Genomic DNA, 23,067 nt, shown 5'->3' on the forward strand with positions numbered 1-23,067 from the left:
GCAGAGACATACCAATGAACACAGCTCAATCTATCCGCGAAACAATGCGCACAGGTGGTGCCACCATCGGCACATGGCTGCAGCTTCCTTCTGCCGATGTGGCAGAAGTCATGGGGGCGGCAGGCTATGACTGGGTTGCCGTTGACCTTGAGCACGGAGCTTTCAGCCGTTCGCATCTGCCGGATATGTTCCGCGCTATTGCACTTGGCGGTGCGGCCCCTTTTGCACGGGTGGCGCATTGCGACATGACAGCCATCAAGGCCTCGCTCGATTCCGGTTCACGGGGACTCATCTTTCCCATGATTGAATCGCGAAGCCAGCTGGATGCGGCCATCGGGTACGCGCTTTATCCTTCTTCCGGCACACGCGGTGTCGGTTTTTGCAGAGGGAACCTGTACGGTAAAAATTTTGATGGCGGGCTGAAACAAGCGGAAGAAACCCTGTTTGTGGCCCAGATTGAACATATCCGCGCGGTGGACAGTATTGATGAAATTCTCAGCCATCCGCGTCTCGATGCCATAATGGTAGGGCCATATGACCTTTCCGGCTCAATGGACTGCACGGGCGAATTTGATAATCCACGGTTTACGGCAGCGCTTGCCCGTATAGAAGAAGCCGCCACAAGGCATAACGTGCCTATGGGGCTGCACATTGTATCGCCCGACCCGCAGCAGCTTTCGCAGCGTATCGGGCAGGGTTACCGGTTTATCGCATACGGGCTGGATGCCGTGTTCCTGTGGCACGCGGCGCAGAATCCGCTGGCAAAAAACCGTTAGGCGCGCCGCAGGAGACTATATGAAGATAACCGTTTTCGGCGGAGCCGGATTTCTGGGCTCCCACGTCTGCGACAAGCTTTCGGATGCCGGTCACGAGGTGACGATATTTGATATCGTGCGCTCGCCGTGGCTGCGCGACGACCAGAGTATGGTCATAGGCGATATTCTTGACGAGGCCGCCGTGCTGGAGGCTGTCAACGACGCTCATGCCGTATATAACTTTGCAGGCATCGCCGATATAGGCGAGGCGGGCAACCGGCCTGTGGATACCGTACGGTATAATATCTTAGGAAATACAGTAGTGCTGGAAGCCTGCCGGATTGCAGGAGTGCAGCGTTTTGTTTTTGCCAGTTCGGTATACGTTTACAGCCAGTCCGGCAGTTTTTATCGCTGCAGTAAGCAGGCAAGCGAACTGTACATCGAAAACTACCAGCAGGTGCACGGGGTTGAATACACTATCCTGCGGTACGGCTCGCTGTACGGCCCCCGCGCCGACCACCGCAATGCCATCTACCGCTTTGTGCGTGAGGCACTGGAAACAGGACGTATCAAATACTACGGCCGTCCCACGGCGTTGCGCGAATACATCCACGTAGAGGACGCAGCCCTTTCCAGCGTTGAAATTTTAAAGCCCGAATATGCCAACCAGCATATCGTGCTGACGGGGCACCAGCCTATGCAGGTGGGCAATCTGCTGAAGATGATTGCTGAAATGCTGGGCAGACCCGTTGAGTTTTCTTTCAACGATAATCCCGACAGCGGCCATTATGAAATTACGCCGTACAACTTCAGCCCCCGTATGGGTAAAAAAATGACTCCTGTTCTGCATACCGACTTGGGGCAGGGGGTGCTTCGGGCTATTGAAGAGCTGCACCGCGAAATGAATCCCGAAATGGAAATCATACAAGGCGTACTGGTGGATAGTCCGGACGCCGCAAAAGAATAAACAAACAATTCCGCCGCGATCAAACACGCGGCACCCGCAAGGAAACCGTAATGAACATTATAGCCGTCATTCCTGCCCGCATGGGTTCAAGCCGCTTTCCCGGCAAGCCGCTGGCCGATATCCACGGTGTGCCTATGGTCGGACACGTGGCGCTGCGCACCGCAATGGCACCTGCCGTGACAGAAACATGGATTGCGACATGTGACGAAGTCATCATGGAATATGCGAAAAAGGCGGGCATCAAGGCCGTTATGACCGCAGATACCCACGAACGCTGTACGGACCGCACGGCAGAAGCCATGCTGAAGATTGAAGAACTTACCGGAAAGCGTGTGGACATTGTGGTCATGGTGCAGGGAGACGAACCCATGGTTACTCCCGACATGATTGACGATGCCATTGCTCCTATGCTGGCTGATGCGTCTGTCAATGTGACCAACCTGATGGCTGACATGGAAACCGCGGAAGAATTTGAAGACTCCAACGAAGTCAAGGTGGTCACGGATCTTAACAACGATGCACTGTATTTTTCGCGCGAGGCTGTGCCTTCCCGTAAAAAAGGCGTAACGCAGGTACCTATGCGCAAGCAGGTGTGTGTCATCCCTTTCCGCCGCGATTACCTGCTGCGGTTCAACAGCCTGCCGGAAACTCCGCTGGAACGGATCGAATCCGTAGATATGATGCGTATTCTTGAACACGGCGAAAAAGTACGCATGGTTCCATTCGCGGGGCGTACTCTCAGCGTGGATACGCCGCAGGACCTTGAGCGCGCCCGTGCCATGATGCAGGAAGATACGCTGCGTCTGCAGTACACCGGAGAATAAGCGTATGATTCCGCGCAAAGGCAACCATTCTTTACGCGCTGCGCTGGCGGCCAACCTTGAGGAACTCTGGGTATGGCTGCTGGGTATAGTTCCTACGGCTGTGGGAACGATGTTGCGTATGGCCGGACTGCGCCTGCTATTTGCCTCCGGTGCGCCGCGTATGGGCATCGGTTGCCTGCTGCGGGGCTGTGCGAACATGCACTTCGGCCCTGATGTACGCATCATGCCGCGTTGCAGTCTGTATGCCCGTAACGGTCTTTTGCAGATAGGCACGCGCAGTGCGCTGAACAGCGGCGTATTTATTGATGCCGAAGACGGCGGGCGCATCAGCATCGGCAGCGACTGCGGCATCGGCCCGGGCACTGTGCTACGTGCGGCAAATCATCGCTTTGAACATGCCGATGTTCCCATCAGCATGCAGGGGCATAAAGCCGGAACAATCACCGTCGAAGATGACGTCTGGATAGGTGCGAACTGCACCATTCTGCCTGATGTCCGCATCGGTACCGGTGCCGTGGTAGGGGCAGGAGCCGTTGTTACCCGCGATGTGCCGCCTTACGCCATCGTAACGGGCGTTCCGGCCCGCGTTACCGGCAGCCGTAAGCCCGAAAACATTTCAGATCAGACCTCGTAGGTACCCATATGAAAATTGCCATTACCACATCATCGTTTGCCAAGTTCAGCGAAGAGCCGCTCGACCTGCTGCGCAAGGCCGGTATCGGATACGTGCTGAATCCTCATGGCCGCAAGCTGACAGAAGATGAAACCATTGAGTTGCTGCAGGGCTGTGTGGCTGTTGCTGCAGGAACGGAGCCCCTGACGGCGCGCGTTATGGATGCCTTGCCGGAACTTAAGATTATTTCCCGTTGCGGTACCGGCATGGACAACGTGGATATGAGCGCAGCGAAAGAGCGCGGCATAGCCGTACGCAATACGCCGGACGGCCCCACGCAGGCCGTGGTGGAGCTGACCCTTGGCCTTGCGCTGGACCTGATGCGACAGGTTACCCGCATGGACAGAGAATTGCGTTCCGGTGTGTGGAGAAAACGTATGGGCAATCTGCTTACCGGCAAGCGCCTGGGCATTATCGGCTTCGGCCGCATTGGCCGTGCTGTTGCGGATGCATTTGCCCCTCTGGGAGTGGAAGTGGCGTTTAACGACCCCGTAGCCACCTGCACTGACTTCCGCTGCATGCCCGTGGAAGAGCTGCTCGGCTGGGCGGATATTCTTAGCCTGCATTGTTCCAGAGCCGGCGGCGAGTGTTCGTATTATACCGAAGAGCATCTGCGTGCCATGAAGCGCGGCAGCTGGGTTCTCAATGTGGCCCGCGGCGGCATTATAGATGAACAGGCGCTTTATAATGTGCTGGCGGACGGCCATCTTGCCGGCGCCGCCATCGATGTATTTGAAAAAGAGCCTTACACCGGCCCCCTTGCCACGCTGGACAACGTTATCCTGACGCCGCATATAGGCTCGTATGCCATGGAAGCCCGTATCCGTATGGAAACTGACACCATAGCCAACCTTATCGATGCCTTAAGTGCAGCGCAGAAGGGATAGCAGGATACCTTTATGGCGTTAGACTTAGTTGTTTTTGACTGCGACGGCGTGCTGCTGGAAACCGTAGAAGTGAAAACCCGCGCATTCGGTCGTACTGTTGAAGAATTCGGCCCTCAGGCCGTGCAGCGGTTGCTTGACTACCACATGGCTCACGGTGGTGTAAGCCGCTATAAAAAGTTTGAATGGTTTTATGCAGAAGTGCTGGGGCGTACCATTACCGACAAGGAAATGCAGGACCTCGGAGAGCGCTTTACCAAGTTTGCCTTTGAAGAAGTTGTTGCTGCACCCGCTGTGGACGGCGCGCTGGAGACCATTCAGGCATTGTACGGCAAGGTGCCCATGTACGTTGCGTCCGGTGCGCCCCATGATGAGCTGACGTATGTGCTGGAAGCAAAAGGGCTGACCGGATACTTTCAGGGAATTTTCGGCTCACCGCCGCACAAGACAGCCCTGCTGGCAGACATACTGCGTCATACCGGGGCAGACCCGCAAAAAACCGTCATGGTAGGCGACAGCAGCACGGACCTTGAAGCGGCAACCGCCTGCGGCACCCGCTACTTCGGGCGCGGCAGCAGCTTTGCAACGTCCGGCCATCCGTGGGCGGAAGATCTGCACCCGCTGAAGGAACACCTGCTGCGCCTGCTGGCAGAGGTGTAGCCGCCTGCGTAGCAGCAGGTTACCGGAACGATGTTATTGCGGAAGCGGCGCGGTTTTCAGTGCAGGCAAAGCTGCAGGCGTAGCAACATCAGCCTCCGAAGCACTTGATACGAGAACATGAGGAATCAGGACAAGATGGCAACATACCTTGTTACCGGAGTAGCCGGGTTCATAGGCGCAGCCGTGGCCAGTGCTTTGCAGCAGCAAGGGCACCGCGTTATCGGCGTGGACAACCTGACGACTGGACATCGGGATAACATTCCTGCCGGTGTTATCTTCTACGAGGCAGACTGTCAGGATGCTGCACTGTATGAGCGTATTCTGTCGCAAAAGTCGTATGATGCTATTTTTCATATTGCAGGGCAGAGCAGCGGCGAAGTCAGTTTTGACGATCCCGCCTATGATCTGCGCACTAATGCGGAATCGACGCTGCACCTTTTGAAATTTGCACGGCGTACCGGCTGCAGACGAATGATTTATGCCAGCACCATGTCGGTTTACGGCGTACAGCCTGATGTGCCAGTCAGTGAGTCTGCGCCTGCGGTTCCGCTTTCGTTCTATGGTGTGGGCAAGCTGGCTAGCGAACACTATATGCGGTTGCATGAGCAGTTCGACATACGTTCTACCGCATTGCGGTTATTCAACGTGTACGGGCATGGGCAGAACATGGAAAATCTGCGTCAGGGCATGGTGTCCATTTTTATGGCCATGATGCTGCGTGACGGGCATATCCATGTAAAAGGCAGTCCGGAAAGATACCGTGACTTTGTTCATATCAGCGATGTGGTGCGTGCGTTTCTGTTGTGCCTTGAACGGCCGGAATCGTACGGGCGGATTATCAATATTGCCGGTAGCGGCAGAGTAACCGTGGGCGATGTGGTGGAGGCGTTGCGCGCTCTGCACCCCGTACCTGTCACGGTGGAATACTCCGGCTGCACCGCAGGCGATATGCACGGCATCCATGCGGACATTACGCTGGCCGGAAAGGCTCTTGGCTATACACCGCAGGTGTCGTTTGCCGAAGGTCTTAAAGATATGTACCGCCGCACAGCACCCGCTTACGGCAAGGTGGCAGTATGAGCAGCCCCGTGAACCATGCCGTTTTCTTCCGGGATGAACGCTTCGGCAACAGTATTGATGCAACCACGCAGATACTGGACGGTAGCGAAGTTTCGGGCAGTACCATGCACGAGTATTCGCGGCTGAAAAAAAACTGCGAACTGCGCGACTCTGTGCTTGGTGCGTACAGCTATCTTTCGGCAGGTTCCATGGCTGTAGCAGCAGACATAGGCAGATTCACGTCCATAGGCCCGGGGGTGTATGTGGGCCTGTGGGAGCATGACACATTTACCACCACGCACACGTTCTACCTGTATGAATCCAGCGGCGGATTTTGTAAGGGCTGGCGTAATTTTTCGCGTGATCATGTGCGCACTACCATCGGCAGCGATGTATGGATTGGCGCCAATGCCGTTATCCGCAAAGGAGTTACGGTCGGGCATGGAGCCATTATCGGTGCTTCTGCGGTGGTTACCAGAGATGTGCCGCCTTACGCCGTTGTGACGGGGGTTCCCGCAAAGGTGCACGAGTATCGTTTTTCGCAGGAAGACCGCGAGCTGTTGCTGAAGACTGCGTGGTGGAATCTTCCCCGCGAGGTGTTGCAGGATATGGTGAATAAGGAAGTCTGGTATGACCTTGCCGAGTTAAAAGCATACCTCATGACCTTGCAGGCACAGGCAGAAACCATGGGGGGAAGTACTGCCGCAATGAGTTTTGACTCAGACAACTCAGGCAATGCCTGATAAACGCAGCCGGAACTTAGTATGGCACACTCCCTTATGCAAAAACGCCGCGAGGCACTGCGCCGCAGGCTGAGCAATCTTTCTGTTCAGTTTTGCAATGATCCTAACCTGCTGGCAAATCCTGTTCTGGCAAAAAATACGTTCTATGCCGACCTTCTGGCTTCGCTGGACTGGGATGGTGCCGACCTTGCGGTATCCCGCACCGTCAAGGCAAAGCAGCTTGTCCGTTATGCCGTGCGAAGCGCCGCATGGTTGGGCAGCCTGGCCGTTAATACCGTCATCACCCGCTGGTGCTGGAACTCGCCTTTACATACTGAATTTGCCGTGAGCGCAAGAGGTGAGGCCCGTCCCTTGCCTGCAAAAGATGAAGGCGGCAGGCCGCTGATTCTTATCGATACTTTTTTCCATATGCGGCGGATAGCGGAAAAGGGCTCCTTTACAGAAGTCTACATGCCCCGCATGGCGGATGCTTTGTCGCAGGCCGGAGTGGATTATGCGTATCTTCCCCGTGTCTGCGAAGGCGAAAACCCGCTTGTTTACTATAGGGCACTTAAGGTGCTGGAACGGCAGCGGGTGCCTGTTGTGCTTGATACGCAGTTGTTCAGTATCAGCGATTTTGCCGCCATCACATGGAACATAATTAAAACTCCTTTTGTTCTGCGCCGCGTGTTCAACGCATTGGACACAGATACGCCCGATACGGCTCAAGAGTCCGACAGGGCGTTTGCATATGCTGAATCTGGCGCAAGTCATGCCCAATCCTCTTCCGCGGACGCAGACGAGGCTGGCTGTTCAGAACATGCGGCTCCTCATTGCTCCACAGCGGCCCCGAACTCCCGAAGTACAGAGGCTGATAACCTGTCGCAATCAGACAGGCAGTCACTTGGCCGTGTTGCAACTGACAGCGTTTTGTATGACGATTCCGTAAGCAGATTGTCAGACTATTTTCAGGGTGACATGCAGGCCGATGTGCAAGCGGATACGGGTTGTAAAAAAGCAGAACGGACCGCGTCTTCAACTGTTGTTTCCTCCCATGCTCATTCCACAGGCGAAAGTGCGACCGCGGGTGCAGGAAAGTCAGACGAAGATTTGCGCTGTGGCGGTCAATGCGCAGCTCAGACTTTTTCGGACACCGGAGAAACAGGCAACGCAGGCTCTCCCGCAACAACGCACTCAGGTGCAGAATCAGGCTCCGGACATAGCTTTGCTATGCATTCAGGAAGCACCGTCGAAGCTGGCCCCGAGGAGCATAAGGATACGGCGCAATCAGAACAGTCTTTATCTGTCTCCAACTCTTTTATTGATAGCCGTATCAGTCGCGCGCTGTGGATGTCTTTGCATGATGTTACCGTCCGTTATTTTGCCCGCTGGCGCACAGGCCGCAGGCTGGGGGCTTTGTCGGCCGGACTTGCCGGAAAAAAGCGGAGTAGCCTGACCATCGTATCATGGTTTGAAAATCAGCAGACAGAGAAGCTGCTGTTTCGCGGTGTGCGTGACTCCGGTTTTCCTTGCAGAATTATCGGCGCGCAGCTGCTTGTGGTGCCGCCCGAACAAATGAACATGCAGCCCGATATGGCAGAAGAGCCGCTCGGGGTGTTGCCCGACTCTATTCTGGCGGTCGGACCTCATGCGCTGGCGGAGGATGCCACAGGCCGTGCTGTTGCCGGTCCTGCTTTGCGCTACGGGCACCTTTTTACCGATGACTGCAAGCAGTATGGCACTGGTGCCGACGTGCTTGTGTTGTTGTCCATTTCAGAAGCGGAAAACCGCTCTCTTCTTTCGCGACTTTGTGAAATCCCGCTGGCGCTGCCGGACGGGGCAGCCCTGCTGGTCAAGTTCCATCCCGATACCGACCCGCAGGATTACGCCGCATTGCTGCCTCGCGGGGCGCAGCCAGTAAGCGGCACCATGCCGCAGGCGTTGCAGCGGGCACGGCTTGTCATCGGCACAGGGTCCGGTTCACTGGCGGAAGCGGCCTGTCACGGCATTCCTGTTATTGTGTCGTCCATGGGCGGCAGCGGAGCCTTGAATTATATGCCCGCCCCCGGCGAAGGTGAAATCTGGTTTGCCGCTCACTGCGCGGAAGACATTAAGCGGCACGCCACCCGTTTGTTATCACTTACAGAGCCTGAAAGAACCGCAATGTGCCGTAGCGGAATGGCAATGAGGGACGCTGTTTTTCATAACCCGACAGTCGCCTGCATTCTGCACGCACTAGGTGTGCCTCAATGCCTTGCAGACGCCGCAGAACAGACAGAACCTCTGTGTCAGGGCAGCGATGCTGCCAGCATGAAGGCAGCAGGTGAGAATGCTACAAACCGCATTGCGGTCAATGGGCGCGGATGCGCACCGGGAACAACGCATCAGCCCCAGGCATGGACCTATGCCGAGCGTGATTTTTTACTGCAATCTTCAGCAACTGCCGAATTCCGGCAACCGTCTGGCGCTGTTTCTGCCGTGCGCTCTGTTGAACCGGAGTATATGGCGGACCCGGCTGTCTATAAAAGTAGCGGTTCTGGTATACAAAACTCACCCGATCATGTCGTACAGTATAGCAAATCAGTTGCTGATGTGAGTGAATATTCCGAATCAGAAGAACTGAGCAATGATCAGTTGATGAACAGTGCCGCAAAAGAAACACAAGCTCTCGGGGTTAGCGATAGCGGTTCCTGTTATATAACATCTGAAAGCGCACTGGCAGAAGTAGAGTATAGCCTATACCGTGCGGCCCTTGCCTGCCTCTCGCCCGATAACGCGTACGCTCAGGCATTGGCTACACTGCCTGTTCCTGCGTATCCTTCGGAGTCGCGGCGGCTTACTCCCTCACGTCATAAAAAGGCAGCCTGTGCCATCCGGCGTATGGTCCGGTATTTTTTCAGCACCACGGTGTACGGTTTTTTAACGGGCGGACTTGCGGCATCTGCCACGACAACGCCGTCACCTGCCGCTATTGCAGACCCGCATAAGACGGTCGCAGAATATGAAGAGGCTTTCACCGCCCTGCTGAATCGTCTGGGGCGTACCCGGATGCCGGAGGCAGACGTGGCGGAAACGACAGCCTCACCGTTTGGAATTGTACCGCATGCGCAGACAGATTCGATGCGGCACCGCGCTGCCAGTGATGCGGCATGCGCAGATGATGCAAATGAGGCAACACGGTTTGAGAAATGTGCGGAAGCCGATGATGCACTCCGCTGTGCCGGTCATTCTGTAAGCTTCGCATCTGCCCGTATGGGGTTTTACGCGTTATTGTGTGCGGCAGGCATAGGTAAAGGTGATGAAGTCATTCTGCCTGCTTTTACCTGCGCGGTTATGGCCGACGCCATACTGCGAACAGGTGCTGTGCCTGTGTATACAGATGTTGATCCTGTCACGCTTGGCACTTCGCCGGAAGCTGTGCGGCGTGCCGTGACCCCACGTACCAAGGTTGTGGTTGCACAGCATAGTTTCGGCATTCCGTGTCGTGTGGATGAGCTTGCGGCTTTTACCGGGCAACAGGGGCTGCTGCTTATTGAAGATTGCGCTCTTACCCTTGGTTCGCGCTTGAAAGACCGGATTACAGGCTCATTCGGTGATGCGGCCATTTTTTCTACAGATCATTCCAAGCCGCTGAACACGCTTATCGGCGGTGTTGTCTACACTCGAAATAAAGACTTGTACGATGCAGTCGCCGCAATTGCTCAAACTGCACCGGAGCTGGACAGCGACCACCAGCTGAGGCTGTGGCAGCAACTGCTGTTCGAGTCTACCTTGCACCGGCCCGAGAGCTACGGCAGGTACCCTATATCAAGCCTGCTGCGCCGTATAAGTGACCGCCTGTATCATAAGGGGCCGGTTTTTTTGACGGCAGATGCACCGGATGCATGCGCGGCAGAAAAAATATTCCATTCTTCCGGCTGCGCAAAGACCGGAACGTCTGCCTCTTCAGACTCTGACAGCGTCAGACAGCCGGATAGCAATGTTGCAGCAGAGCAGCCGCAACAGCCCGAACAAACGGCCTGTCTGCGTGATGGCGGAATAAGCAGTTCTGAAACAGAACAAGCGCAGCAACGTACGCCGGATTCTGCTCTGCCTGCCGCTAAACATCCGTACCCGTACCCCGCGCGCATGCCTGCTTTTCTGGCCCGTGGGGGCGCAGCTGCGTTGGTCAGCTTTGATGCCGCCGCGCAGAACAGACGCGTCATGTTGCAGCGGTACTTGGACGTTATTGCAGATACGTCGCTGGCGCCTTACGTGCCTGCCGCATACTACGATACTTCACGGCACATCATTCCGCACAGGTTTGTAATGCCCGTGCCGGATGCGCAAGCAATGCTTAGCCGCATGGAACGAAAAATTGATACCGCGTGGATATGGTTCCGCGAACCTGTTGTCTGCACGGCAGGGGGGTTGCATTCTGCAGGGTACACGCGAGGGGCGTGTCCTGTTTCAGAAGCAATGAGCGTTCATCTGGTCAACTGGCCTACGGATGTCCCGCCGGAACACGCGGATGAGCTGCTACGGTTTTTCCGTAGTGTAATAAAGGATGTAGCTAAATAACACACAGCCTTGAATTTATCTGAAAGGGAACTAACTGGTATGAAAGTCATTATCCTGTGCGGTGGCAAAGGTACTCGCATACTTGATGAAGTAAGAATCCATCCGAATGTCAAGGCCAACACGAACAGCCGGCCGCCGCTATGGCACATCATGGACATTTTTGCCCGCCATGGCTTTAAAGACTTTATCCTTCCTCTTGGCTACAAAGGTGATCAGGTGAAGAAATACTTCAGCGAGTATACTTTTCTGCATTCTGACTTCACCATTGACCTTGCCACGGGACATGTCACTCCGCACGGCACCTGCCCTACAGACTGGACGGTAACACTGTGTGATGCCGGGCAGGATACTTTGAAGGGAGCACGCATCAAGAGCGTTGCGCACCATATTGATTCTCCGCGTTTTATGGTGACATACGGCGACGGAGTGGCTGACATAGACATCAAGGCCCTGCTCGATTTCCATATGCGCTCCGGCAACATCGGTACCTTTACAGGAGTACGTACTCCGCCGCGCATCGGGTCGGTACAGACAGATGCCACAGGAAACATTCTTTCCTGGCAGCAGACCCCGTTGCTTAACGAGTATATCAGCTGTGGTTTTTTTGTCTTTGAAAGCGTATTTTTAGACTACCTTTCAGATGATCCCTGCTGTGACCTTGAAGGCGGACCGCTAGAACGCCTTGCAGCAGAAGGACAGCTTGGAATGTATCTGCACAAAGGCTTCTGGCACTGCACCGCCCACCGTGCCCCGCAGGTATTTTATACGGGAGACACAAGTAAAAAATTTGCTGCGTAGGCAGTTGGTCTGCACAGAGAACCCGCCGAGCTGGTGAAAGGCCTGCGTTCAGGTTTTGTCCGCAGCCAAACGGGTGAAGGGCGGAGCATCGCTTTTGTGACCTTATTTTTCAGGTAGAAGCTTGTTTTAAATTCCAGTCTGCAACATTGCATAACAATGCGCTCCGATGAGACTGGCCGAGAACTGAATAAACACCGCGGGATGCCCGCGAAACACATACTGAGGATACCCGCATGAAAGTCATAATCATGTGCGGCGGCAAGGGAACCCGCCTGCGCGAAGAAACGGGAAGCCGCCCCAAGCCTATGCTTGATATCGGCGGACGCCCGATTTTGTGGCACATCATGGATATATATGCCCGTCACGGCTTTAAGGATTTTGTCCTGCCGCTTGGTTATAAGGGCGATATGATCAAACAGTATTTCTGGGAATATAAAATCCGGAATTCCGACTTTACCATAGATCTTGCCTCCGGCGGTGTGACCACCCACAACAGCTGCCCCACAGACTGGCGGGTGACGTTATGTGACACTGGACAGGATACATTGAAAGGTGCGCGCATCAAGCGCATTGCCAGTCACATTGATACGGAACGCTTTATGGTTACGTATGGCGACGGCGTTGCGGATATTGATCTTGACGCGCTGCTCGATTTTCATCAGCGATCCGGCAATCTGGGCACCTTTACAGGAGTTCGTATGCCTTCGCGTTTTGGCGCGGTGCAGACAGATGACAAAGGCAATATCCTGTCATGGCAGGAAAAGCCCGTGCTTAACGAATACATAAACTGCGGCTTCTTTGTGTTTGAACGTTCGTTTCTTGATTATCTTGCGGAAGATCCTTCTTGCGATCTTGAAAAAGAACCGCTTGAACGCCTTGCCGCAGAAGGCAAACTGGGCATGTACCGGCATGAAGGCTTCTGGCACTGCATGGATACTTTGCGCGACTACACCAACCTGAATGCCATGTGGGACAAAGGCAATGCGCCGTGGGCTGCAAAAACGGATGTCAGAGCAGGGGGTACGGATGTTTGCTGATGTATACCGCGGTGCGCGGGTACTGGTAACCGGACATACGGGCTTTAAAGGCTCATGGCTTGTCTCGTGGCTGCTGGAACTCGGTGCCACTGTGGCAGGCTTTGCGGACGGTATTCCGACTGTACCCTCCGGCTATAGTGCAATGGGGCTTGAAGGTCGTATCACTTCCTACACCGGTGACATCCGCGACAGGCAGGCGGTGGAAGCAGCCTTTGCCGATTTTCAGCCGCAGTTTGTCTTTCATATGGCGGCACAGGCACTGGTAAGACGCTCATACGCCGACCCCGCAGCCACCATAGCCACCAACGCCATCGGCACCATGCATGTTATGGAAGCCGTGCGCACCACACCCTCTGTGCAGGTGGTTGTGTGTATCACCAGCGACAAGTGCTATCGCAATGATGAATGGGAATGGGGCTACCGTGAAACAGACCATCTGGGTGGAGATGACCCGTACAGCGCATCAAAAGCCTGTGCGGAAATCATAGCTCATTCGTACATGACCTCCTTTTTTGCCAAGGGGCCTCGTTGCGTTACTGTTCGCGCAGGAAATGTCATCGGCGGCGGTGACTGGGCAGAAGATCGAATCGTACCGGACTGCGCCCGCGCGTGGTCGCAAGGTGCGTCGGTATCCGTGCGTAACCCTGCCGCCACAAGGCCGTGGCAGCATGTGTTGGAACCGCTTTCCGGCTACCTGTGGCTTGGTGCACGGCTGTATCAGGAACATGAAGCGTCGGGCGGGCAGGGTGCCTATATCCTGCACGGGCAGGCTTTCAACTTCGGCCCGTCTGCAGATGTCATCCGCACTGTGGGTGATGTGGTAAACGAGCTTGCCGCACACTGGAGCGGTTTTACTGCCGAGTTCGGCACTCCGCCTGCATGCGCTGCCGCAGAATGCACGTTGCTTAAGCTGTGCTGCGATAAAGCGCTGGCACGGTTGGGGTGGCGCGCAGTCCTGCAGCACGACGAAACGATACATTTTACCGCGGCGTGGTATAGCCGCTTTTATTCCGGTGATTCCGGTGATATGTCCGCTTTCACCAATGGCCAGATCGCGGAATACGTCCGCAAGGCCGTACATGGAGGACTACCGTGGACTATTTCCTGAATACTGCAGACATGAGCGCTGCCGCCATTCTGCTACCTGTAGACGGTGCACAGCTGACAGAGCTGAAGCAGATAGCGGCAGAAGGCGGCCCTGTGCTGCATATGATGCGCGGCGATTCGCCCCGATTTACAAGCTTTGGCGAAGTCTATTTTTCAGAAGTGCTGCCCGGCCACGTGAAAGCGTGGAAGCGCCATAGCCTGATGACACAGCACTTTGTCGTGCCGGTGGGGCGGGTTCGCGTGGTGCTGTTTGATGATAGAAAGAGCTCGCCAACGTACCAGCGCCTCGCGGAAGTGACGTTGGGCAGGCCGTATGACTACCGGTTGCTGCGCATTCCGCCGCAGGTCTGGTACGGTTTTGCGGCATTGGGCGATTATCCGGCACTTATCGCTAATTGTACGGACATCCCCCACAGGCAGGGCGAATCTGAGCGTGCACCGGTTGATGCGCCTTTTATTCCGTTCTCGTGGGCAGAGGTGGATCTATCCGCCCAAGGTTAACATTTTTAATACACAGAAAAAGCAAACACGAAGCAGCGCGTTGCTAAGGATGCATATGGACCTGTTCAGTCGAAAAGACAGCCCGTTAAGGCTTTCCCGCTCTGTGGTGGGGCAGCAGGAAGCTGAAGCTGTGACCCGCATAATCATGGAAGACGGCTATCTGGGCATGGGCGCGGAAGTGCAGCGTTTTGAGGCGGAACTTGCCGGTTATCTGGGTGTGCCTGCAGAACACGTCACCTGCGTGAACACCGGTACGTCTGCTCTGCATCTGGCTGTGCAGGCTACAGTGCCCGCAGGGGCAGAGGTTCTTGTGCAGTCTGTTACCTACGTCGCGTCTTTTCAGGCCATACGCGCCACGGGAGCAGTTCCCGTGGCATGCGAGGTACTGCCCGATACCGTCACCATAGATCTTGCCGATGCAGAGCGGCGGCTTACACCGCGCACAAAGGCCATCATGCCCGTTCACTATGCAGGGTATCCCGGCGATCTTGATGCTGTCTATGCCTTTGCCCGCAAGCATAACCTGCGTGTTATTGAAGACGCGGCTCATGCTTTCGGGGGCACATACCACGGCAAGCGCATCGGCAGTATGGGCGACGTGGTGTGCTTCAGCTTTGACGGCATAAAAAACATCACCTGCGGCGAAGGCGGCGCTATTATCAGCAATGATCCCGCTGTGAATGCCGCTGTTAAAGATGCCCGCCTGCTAGGCGTGGAACGCGATACCGAAAAGCGCTTTGCCGGACAGCGAAGCTGGAATTTTGACGTAAAAGAGCAGGGCTGGCGCTATCATATGAGTAACCTGATGGCCGCCATCGGCCGTGTGCAGCTGCGCCGCCTGCCGGAAGAATTCATACCTGCACGCAAGCGGTTGTTTGCTTTGTACTATGAATTGCTTGCCGGTATCGACGGTGTGGAACTGCTGAAAACAAATCAGGATGAAACCGTAGCTCACATAATGGCGGTGCGCATAACCGACGGTCGCCGTGACAGGCTGCGTTCTTTGCTTGATAGCGAAGGGCTGACAACTGGATTGCATTACCGCCCCAACCACCTTCATACCCTGTTTGGCGGAGGCAGCCAGTCGTTGCCGGTCAGCGAGCAGCTGGAGCACGAACTGCTGACATTGCCGCTGCATCCTGCCTTATCAGAAGATGATGTGCGCGCAGTATGCGGGCGCATTGCTGCGTTTATGCGGGAGAACAGGTAAATGAGTTCCGCAAATTCTGCACAGCAGGCAGTTCCGGCGCCAGAGCAGAAAGAGCAGACAGAGCAGGAGGCACAGCCCGCTGCCGTTAATGCCGCCGGTGCGCCCATAGGTGATGAAAAAGAGAAGCATCCGGCGGATCGGAAAGACGGACAGTCAACGATGCAGCCTGAAAAGGATAAGAGCGGAGATGCACCCTCGGTCAGCATCATCATGAATTGCCTGAACTGCAGCCGGCATCTGCCGCAGACCTTGCAGAGCCTTCTTGCCCAGACCTATACCGACTGGGAAGTCATCTTCTGGGATAATGCATCCACAGACGGCAGCCACGAACTTGTGGAAGCGTGCAATGATGCGCGGATGCGTATTTTCCGTGCCGCGCAGACGGTGCCGCTGGGCATGGCGCGCAACCTTGCCATGTGCGAAGCGCAGGGGCGTTACATAGCTTTCCTGGATTGCGACGACATATGGCTGCCCGAAAAGCTGGCAAAGCAAGTTGCTCTGTTGGACGCGGATGCGGAAGTGGGGCTTGTCTGCACTGATACCATGCAGTTTACCGATACCGGCGAAGAGTTGAACCGTATTTTTGCGCTCACCCCTCCGCACTGTGGGCGTGTGTTTTCGCAGCTTCTTCGCGGGTACTGGATAAGTATGTCTTCCGCCATGATCCGCAGAAGCGCGCTTGATCATGTGGCAGGTGTGGAGACAGCCGGAGACGGTACACCGTTATATTTTGATCCGCTTTTTTCCATCTGCGAAGAGGCAGACCTTTTTCTGCGCATAGCATGGGCGCACAAGCTGGACCACGTGCCGGAAGCATTGACGCGCTGGCGGGTTCATTCCGGCAGTACCACGTTTGACAAGTTTGAACTGGCTGCAGATGAAACACGGATGATGTGCAACAAGTTCACCCGTCTGCTGCCGCACTTTGCCACCCGCTGCCATGCAGAAGCGGAGCTGTTGCAGGCACAGGCTGCCTTTCGTGAAGCAGTAGGGCACTGGAAGGCGGGAAATGGTGCGGCATCCCGTGCTGCACTGCGGGGCAGGATTAATACCATAAAAGCCGTTGCCATGTTTTCACTGTCTTTTCTGCCGTCTTCTCTTTACCGGCAGGCAGCAGCGGCGTATATGCGGTTTGCACGTTTTTTCAGATAATTAGAGCAGTATATTGCTGTACGTTTCTCAGGAGTATCTTTTGGAACAGCATCCCGCAAGTGACTTTTTGCAGACGGATTCCGTTAACTGGAAGCAGATTACCATTCTGTGTGTAGCGGCTTATGCCGTATCTCTTTATATCCGGCTGCTGGAACTGCCCGGCTGGGCTGCGTTTGATGCCGTGTACAAAGGCGAGCGTCTGCTTGCCACACACGATGCATACCATTGGCTTGCTGCGGCAACGGGTTTTGAGTTCGACCAGCAGCATCCGCTTCCACGCATGCTGGCTTTTCTGCACTTCGTTACCGGTTTTGCTTACGGCAATCTGGCTTTTTACCTGCCTGCCGTGATGGCCTGCCTTGTGGCCCCGCTTATGGTGGGCTGGGGCGTTGCGCTGGGTATGCCCATGTACGGTTTTGTAGCCGGAGTGCTTACCGCCTCTGCCCCGGGACTGATGGCACGAACCGGATTAGGTTATTTTGACACGGATTTGCTGGTTACGGGTGCTCTGATCATCAACACCATGATTCCGGCTTTGTGGCTGCATGACAGACTGTATAAGCCACTGAAATTGCTGCGGCAGGGGCTTTGCCGCCCGCCGGCCCGTGAAGCTGAAAAAGGCAGAAAGCGCAGAAAGGGCGAAAGTATAGGGGATGCCGCTTGTAGTCCTAAACATGGTACGGCACAAAGAGATGCTCAGAGCAGCGGAGTATATGCGGCGCAGGACTCTGACTCCGCTGATGCCGCCGATGTTATTTCTCCTCCTTTTTCCGGCACTGTTTCCCCTTTGTGGGCGATTGTGTTGCTGGGCACGGGGCTGTTTATTTTCTGGCAGCCAGCCATACACAATATGTTTAACCTGCTGGGCAAGGCGTTTTTAGGAATCGCTATTATTCTTGGCGGGCTGCTGGCAAAAAAAGAAACCATACGCCAGACTGCATGTGGTTTGTTTCTGTACACGCTTCCTGCCATTCTGGGACCGCTCGGACTTAGTGTTGCGGTTGCATTGTGGCTTGCAGAACGCAACCGCCCTGACCTGATGAACTGCCTTCTGGCCGGTAGACGCGGCTTTGTGGCGGCTTTGGTGCTGCTGTTTGCTGGCCTTGCGCTGGAACCTGCCGGTCTGAACTATATGCGGAGCGCCATCATCGGCTATTCCGGCACCAAAGATGCTGCCGTGGTGACGCAGGCGCTGACCTTTCCTTCTGTGGTGGGCAGCATCATTGAAGCGCAGAAACTGTCGCCTGCTGCTTTTCTGGGCAGCATACACAGCTGGGGCAGTGTGGCAGTCTGCGGCCTGTTGCTGTTTATGGTGCTGATGTTGTTTGAGCCTGTTGCTGCGCTGTTGCTCCCCATGCTGGCAATGGGTATCGGCAGTATGGCGCTGGGCGCACGCTTTGCCATGTTTGCTTCGCCATGCTTTGCGGTTGGCATTGCGTGGGGTGTACATTGCGTCACCCGCTTTTTTTTCCGTATGGCTCAAGCACGTGTGCCTGTGTTGCGGTACGGCTATGCTGGCGTGGCTATACTGGCGACTCTCGGCCTCACTTGGCCTGCGGGGCAGCTGGCCTCCTCATTGGCGCAGGGCTCCATCATTACGCCCAAGCAGGTGGAGGCGCTTGACTTTATCCGTCACAACACGCCGGAAGACTCCATGCTGTGGTACTGGTGGGACTGGGGCTATGCGGCCCAGTATTACGCGCGGCGTACCACCGTTGCAGACGGGGCGCGGCATTCCAACCAGCGGATTTATGCCCCTGCGGCAGCGTTAACTACTGATGTCCCCCGCTTTGCCAACCAGCTTATCCGCTACGTGGCAGGGGCGACCCCGCCTGTTTCAGGAGCCTTTACCGGGATGACACCGGAACAGGCAGAGCAGAAGCTGCATTCGTTTTATCTGAGTGACAGCCAGCCCGCTGCTGCGAACAAGCAATACCTTGTTGTTTCTGCCGAACAGCTTCGTCTTACCGCGTGGATCAGCCGTTATGGTACGTGGGACTTCGGTACCCGCAAGTGGGAAGATACCAACGTCATTTCCATTGACAGGGCTGTCCAGTTCAGTGCGCAAAAAGGCATATTTCTTATAAAAGGAATGGAGCCCATTCAGGCGGAATCCCTTACCGTATTTTCCGGTGATACAGTGACACAGCGTCTGTATCCGCATTTTAACGATAAACACTTTGTAATTGATAAAGACGCCGGTATGATTCTGATAGTAGACAGGACTGTGTTTAACAGCATGGGGCTGCAATTACTGGTGGATGACGGCACCAATGAAGATATCAGCAGGTATTTTAAGCTGGTGTTCAGTAACGGTAAGACAAAGGTTTTTGAGGTGCTGTAGACAACAGCCCGCTGCCGTGTGCTGATATCGTAATAGTGCGGATGTCCTGAACGGGCATCCGTTTTTTGTATGCAGCCCCCCGTCAGGCTGGGGGAATCTTTTATACGTAACATTCATGTGCTTGCAGCCACGCAGCCTGACCCGTTTTGTGCCGACCGGTGCGTAGTGTGTGGAGGACAAAGGGCAAGCTGCTTTCGCGTGAAGTTCTTCACCACTACGTATTATGCAACTGTACTTTGTCCACTCCTGACAGGAATCGGTATTCCGGCAGGATAGCGAGCGACATTCTTACCCACCCCCCCCTCGATTGCCGGCAATCTGTACTTTCGTGCGGTTACGTTGTCTTTCCGGTTTTCATGCTGACATGGCTGTGGCATACTCTCAGACAGGCTTTTGTTGAGGGAGTGTATTGTTCCGGCTTTACTATAAGATAGCCCGCTTCCGGAAAGAGTCCCTCTGCCGGATTCGCAGGTATCCGGCAGGAAGAAATCCGAAGCGGAATCATATTGTTCGTAACTGTCGGATTTTGACGATTCAACAGTAAAAAAGCCCTTTTTACGCAAAAATAAGCCTTAAAATGCCTTTTTGGCATTAATTTAATACTATCAAAACTGACATAAAGGACTGCCCCGATGCAAAAACAACTGTCGTTTCGCTCTTTACTTTTCGCCTTTGGCACTCTGCTTCTGCTTTGTTTTGCCCTGACCGCCTGTGCTGTAAAAAATCCTGCGCCTGAACATGCAACCGTTACCGGAACTGCGCTGTATCGTGAACGCATCATGTTACCGCCCGATGCGGAGCTGACCATCAGGCTGCTTGATGTCTCTCTGGCGGATGCTCCTGCCAAGACTCTCGGAGTGCAGGTGATTCCTTCACCCGGTAATCCTCCTTACGCATTCAGCGTGGCTTATGATCCCGCAGAGATTGACCCGCGGCACACATACTCTGTTGCCGCGGACATTCGTGTAAACGGTAAGCTGCTGTTTATTACGGATACGCATTATTCCGTAATTACCAGAGGCGCATCCAACACCGCAGAACTCGTTTTGATAAAGGTTCAGTAACAAGGTGCAAAGATGATCACGCTTGATACAGGTGACCGCTGCCCATGGGCTCGTGAGCCGGAAGAAATAGCCTATCATGATTAGGAATGGGGGGTGCCGGTACGCGATGACCGAAAGCATTTTGAATTTCTGGTGCTGGAGGGTGCACAGGCAGGTCTGAGCTGGCTTACCATTCTTCGCAAACGTGAAGGATATCGTACCGCCTTTGCTCAGTTTGATCCTGTAGCGGTGGCATCCTTTGATGATGCCCGCATGGCAACGTTGCAACAGAACGAGGGCATAGTGCGAAACAGGCTGAAGATTGCTTCTGCCGTGCGCAATGCAAAGGCGTTCCTTCAGGTGCAGCAGGAGTTCGGCTCGTTTGACAGTTATATCTGGGGATTTACGGATGGCAGGCCTGTTCAGAATGCGTGGCGTGAATTAGGGCAGGTGCCCGCCACTACCCCGCTGTCAGATATGATTAGTAAGGATTTGAAAAAGCGCGGGTTCAATTTTGTAGGCAGCACAATTATATACGCCCACATGCAGGCCACGGGGCTTGTAAATGATCATCTGATGTCCTGTCCGCGGTACGAACCGGTACGGGCTTTGGGCGAAGCGATGTAGTTCGCGCCGTGCTGGCGTTCATGCGGTTCCTGTTTGTGTATGCAAAACCGCCCGCAGAGGTCAGCCTCTGCGGGCGGTTACTACTTTGAATCTCAGCCCCAGACAGCCCCAGAATAAGGGTAGGGGCAGGGCACCCCGTGGCTTTCAGGGATACATGACGGCATCTATGCTGCCAGCCTTTTTGCCAGCGAGGTCAGGCACGCCAAGATGCATCAGACAGCGTTTTCAGGGCGACGAGCGCTGCAACTGTTGTCCGGCGCGGAGTATAAAGTTTTTTTTAAAACTCCACGGGGAATGCTTTCTGCGCTTCAGCCGGATGCATCAGACAACGTACTGCGACAGTTCATCAGACTTCTGCCCTGCATTTCAGCGGCATCTTGTGATGCCATTACTTCGCCACTACTCCGTCAGCCCTGCTACTAGACTAAAGGGATTCTGATCTCAGTGAGCAGGTCTTCCGGCTTGGTGGTTGCAGGGTCATTAAGATACTGCTCGACACAGGGCTTGCCGCTGAATTCGCGGCCCGAACTCGGACCCCACTGTCCGCAGAGCGCGGCATACACATTCATAAGTCCGGTGTAGGGGCCTTTCCAGATTGCCGTTACATACTCTCCGCCTTCGATTTCGCGGATGCCGACAGAACCTTCGCCTTCAACGTCCGGCCCTACGGAAATGCAGGCGTCATAGCGGATTTTTTCAGGCGGAGTGATTTCAGGGTCATCGTATCCAACGCCCAAAACCTGAGTCTGCGGTCCGAATAAGCCTTTGGGGCATGCCCAGTCGCATAATTCTTTCCAGGCGCCATCGCATTGTTCGTAGGGTCCGGTGTGGCGCACAAATGCAACGCGGATGGGATCGAATTTTTTACAACAGGCTGCAGGCCCAGACTTTCCAAAGTAAATCCGGCAACGACTTTAGTCATGGTGTTTTCTCCCAGTACTCCAGAGGGTATGGTACCCGTTTGTGACACCTTTTTGCGCAACGCGCTGGGCGACAAGCGAAACTGCGCCTTAAACGCACGGCTGAACGCCTCTTGCGCCTCGTAACCGGCATCAAGAGATATCTCCATCACGCTTGCACTGGTATATGCCAGCCGGTGCACTGCTTTTTCCAGCCTCAGGCGACGGATGTACGCTTTGACCGATTCTCCCACCATACCGCGGAATACCCGGTGAAAGTGAAACGGTGAAAAATGTGCCTGTGCGGCCATTTCTTCCAGCGTAACAGCATGTTCCAGATGCTCTTCGAGCCATAAAATGGCTCGAAGTATGCGCACGCGATATGTTTCCGTCGCGTTGTTGTGCATGGTGTCTGTTCCTTTCCTCCGTAATACTAAATCGTCGTGCATGGCACATGACTTTTTTTGCGGAACACTCTCTCGGGACGAAAGATGGCTGCAACAATAAACATCAGTGCCGCACTACGGAGGTCGGTTTTATTGTACTATTTTTTATATGACAACCGGATAGCTGGCTGTGATGCCGATATTAAGGAACAATCGCAAGGCATTCCGCCGCTTGACAGCCGCAGCCGCCCACTGCACTGTGACGAATCCAATACACTAGGGAGTTAGACCGAATATGAACAAGGTTGTCGTTTCCATCATCGGACGTGACCGCCCCGGCATTGTAAATGCCGTTGCGCAACGTCTGCATGAACTTGATTGCGATATTGTCGAGGTCAGCCAGACCATTCTTGAGGGAGCCTTTGCGGCGCTGTTCATTGCGGGTCTTCCCGAGCGTCTTAGCATTGAGGCGCTGCGTGATGCACTGACATCGCACATGGCATGGCAGGGGCTTGGATGCTTTATCCGTGAACATGAAGCCGGCACCGCCACTGCGCAGCCGCAGACAGATCTGTTTGTGGTCACGCTGGACGGGCCGGACAGCAAGGGACTTATTTCCGGCATTACCGGTGTGATGAGCGAATGGGCCGTGAACATTGAAAACCTGAAGGCCATCAAACGCCATGACTCGGGCAATGCTCTGATCATGTTTGAAATTTCCATTCCGCCTTCGGTACACAACGCCGACTTTAAAAAGGCACTGGAAAACAAAGCGGAAGAGCTCGGTGTGCGGGTAAGCCTGCAACACCGTGATATTTTTGAAGCCATCCACCGCGTGCTGCCCGTTTAGCCGCGTTCT

The 23,067-nt window shown here is 54.8% G+C and carries 19 protein-coding genes and 2 pseudogenes; 19 read left to right on the top strand and 2 right to left on the bottom strand.

Annotation, left to right across the window (positions count from 1 at the left end; translation table 11 throughout):
• The first annotated feature begins 14 nt into the window (after positions 1–14).
• The 18 genes and pseudogenes from ACK5LI_RS12985 to ACK5LI_RS13070 all read left to right on the top strand — a co-directional run bounded on the left by ACK5LI_RS12985 (position 15) and on the right by ACK5LI_RS13070 (position 20,923).
• Complete coding sequence (locus ACK5LI_RS12985; RefSeq protein ID WP_416950014.1) at positions 15–776, top strand: HpcH/HpaI aldolase family protein; 762 nt, start codon at positions 15–17, stop codon at positions 774–776.
• A 19-nt stretch (positions 777–795) separates the two neighbouring features.
• A complete protein-coding gene (locus tag ACK5LI_RS12990; RefSeq protein WP_416950016.1) occupies positions 796–1,722 on the top strand; it encodes an NAD-dependent epimerase/dehydratase family protein in 927 nt (308 codons plus the stop codon).
• 50 nt (positions 1,723–1,772) lie between these two features.
• Positions 1,773–2,546, top strand: coding sequence for a 3-deoxy-manno-octulosonate cytidylyltransferase (kdsB, locus tag ACK5LI_RS12995; RefSeq protein WP_416950018.1), 774 nt, complete (start codon positions 1,773–1,775; stop codon positions 2,544–2,546).
• Between the two features lie 4 nt (positions 2,547–2,550).
• Positions 2,551–3,180, top strand: coding sequence for an acyltransferase (locus ACK5LI_RS13000; RefSeq protein ID WP_416950021.1), 630 nt, complete (start codon positions 2,551–2,553; stop codon positions 3,178–3,180).
• An 8-nt stretch (positions 3,181–3,188) separates the two neighbouring features.
• Entirely contained in the window at positions 3,189–4,106 is a 918-nt protein-coding gene (locus ACK5LI_RS13005) for a phosphoglycerate dehydrogenase (RefSeq protein WP_416950023.1), read from the top strand.
• 12 nt (positions 4,107–4,118) lie between these two features.
• Positions 4,119–4,763 (top strand): HAD family hydrolase, encoded by a 645-nt coding sequence (locus ACK5LI_RS13010; RefSeq protein ID WP_416950025.1) that lies wholly within the window; start codon positions 4,119–4,121, stop codon positions 4,761–4,763.
• 135 nt (positions 4,764–4,898) lie between these two features.
• Complete coding sequence (locus ACK5LI_RS13015; protein ID WP_416950027.1) at positions 4,899–5,843, top strand: NAD-dependent epimerase/dehydratase family protein; 945 nt, start codon at positions 4,899–4,901, stop codon at positions 5,841–5,843.
• A complete protein-coding gene (locus ACK5LI_RS13020) occupies positions 5,840–6,565 on the top strand; it encodes a CatB-related O-acetyltransferase (RefSeq protein ID WP_416950029.1) in 726 nt (241 codons plus the stop codon). Before ACK5LI_RS13015 ends, ACK5LI_RS13020 begins: the two co-directional genes overlap by 4 nt.
• Before the next feature lie 21 nt (positions 6,566–6,586).
• Positions 6,587–11,104 (top strand): DegT/DnrJ/EryC1/StrS family aminotransferase, encoded by a 4,518-nt coding sequence (locus tag ACK5LI_RS13025; protein WP_416950031.1) that lies wholly within the window; start codon positions 6,587–6,589, stop codon positions 11,102–11,104.
• 39 nt (positions 11,105–11,143) lie between these two features.
• Entirely contained in the window at positions 11,144–11,902 is a 759-nt protein-coding gene (locus ACK5LI_RS13030) for a sugar phosphate nucleotidyltransferase (RefSeq protein WP_416950033.1), read from the top strand.
• Between the two features lie 233 nt (positions 11,903–12,135).
• A complete protein-coding gene (rfbF, locus tag ACK5LI_RS13035) occupies positions 12,136–12,939 on the top strand; it encodes a glucose-1-phosphate cytidylyltransferase (RefSeq protein WP_416950035.1) in 804 nt (267 codons plus the stop codon).
• On the top strand, positions 12,929–14,047 hold the full coding sequence (rfbG, locus tag ACK5LI_RS13040; protein WP_416950037.1) for a CDP-glucose 4,6-dehydratase: 1,119 nt from the start codon (positions 12,929–12,931) through the stop codon (positions 14,045–14,047). Before rfbF ends, rfbG begins: the two co-directional genes overlap by 11 nt.
• An 11-nt stretch (positions 14,048–14,058) precedes the next feature.
• Entirely contained in the window at positions 14,059–14,547 is a 489-nt protein-coding gene (locus tag ACK5LI_RS13045) for a dTDP-4-dehydrorhamnose 3,5-epimerase family protein (protein WP_416950209.1), read from the top strand.
• A gap of 55 nt (positions 14,548–14,602) precedes the next feature.
• A complete protein-coding gene (locus ACK5LI_RS13050) occupies positions 14,603–15,757 on the top strand; it encodes a DegT/DnrJ/EryC1/StrS family aminotransferase (protein WP_416950039.1) in 1,155 nt (384 codons plus the stop codon).
• Complete coding sequence (locus ACK5LI_RS13055; RefSeq protein ID WP_416950041.1) at positions 15,758–16,909, top strand: glycosyltransferase family 2 protein; 1,152 nt, start codon at positions 15,758–15,760, stop codon at positions 16,907–16,909.
• A 40-nt stretch (positions 16,910–16,949) separates the two neighbouring features.
• Positions 16,950–19,253 carry an STT3 domain-containing protein gene (locus ACK5LI_RS13060; RefSeq protein ID WP_416950043.1) on the top strand — a complete coding sequence of 768 codons (2,304 nt, stop codon included), beginning with the start codon at positions 16,950–16,952 and terminating at the stop codon, positions 19,251–19,253.
• A 632-nt stretch (positions 19,254–19,885) separates the two neighbouring features.
• Positions 19,886–20,317, top strand: coding sequence for a YbaY family lipoprotein (locus ACK5LI_RS13065; protein WP_416950045.1), 432 nt, complete (start codon positions 19,886–19,888; stop codon positions 20,315–20,317).
• A 12-nt stretch (positions 20,318–20,329) separates the two neighbouring features.
• Positions 20,330–20,923, top strand: a pseudogene (locus ACK5LI_RS13070) (DNA-3-methyladenine glycosylase I).
• 419 nt (positions 20,924–21,342) lie between these two features.
• Here the strand turns inward: ACK5LI_RS13070 and ACK5LI_RS13075 are convergent.
• Together ACK5LI_RS13075 and ACK5LI_RS13080 are read right to left on the bottom strand one after the other, a co-directional pair.
• Positions 21,343–21,759 carry an AraC family transcriptional regulator gene (locus ACK5LI_RS13075; protein WP_416950048.1) on the bottom strand — a complete coding sequence of 139 codons (417 nt, stop codon included), beginning with the start codon at positions 21,757–21,759 and terminating at the stop codon, positions 21,343–21,345.
• A gap of 197 nt (positions 21,760–21,956) precedes the next feature.
• Positions 21,957–22,271: pseudogene (locus tag ACK5LI_RS13080) on the bottom strand (helix-turn-helix domain-containing protein); the annotation flags it as partial.
• 232 nt (positions 22,272–22,503) lie between these two features.
• Between ACK5LI_RS13080 and ACK5LI_RS13085 the strand changes: the two are divergent.
• Positions 22,504–23,058, top strand: a complete 555-nt coding sequence (locus ACK5LI_RS13085; RefSeq protein WP_416950050.1) for a glycine cleavage system protein R — start codon at positions 22,504–22,506, stop codon at positions 23,056–23,058.
• Positions 23,059–23,067: the final 9 nt, after the last annotated feature.

Source organism: Oleidesulfovibrio sp. (assembly GCF_047973035.1).
In the GTDB taxonomy this organism is placed as follows: Bacteria; Desulfobacterota; Desulfovibrionia; order Desulfovibrionales; family Desulfovibrionaceae; genus Oleidesulfovibrio.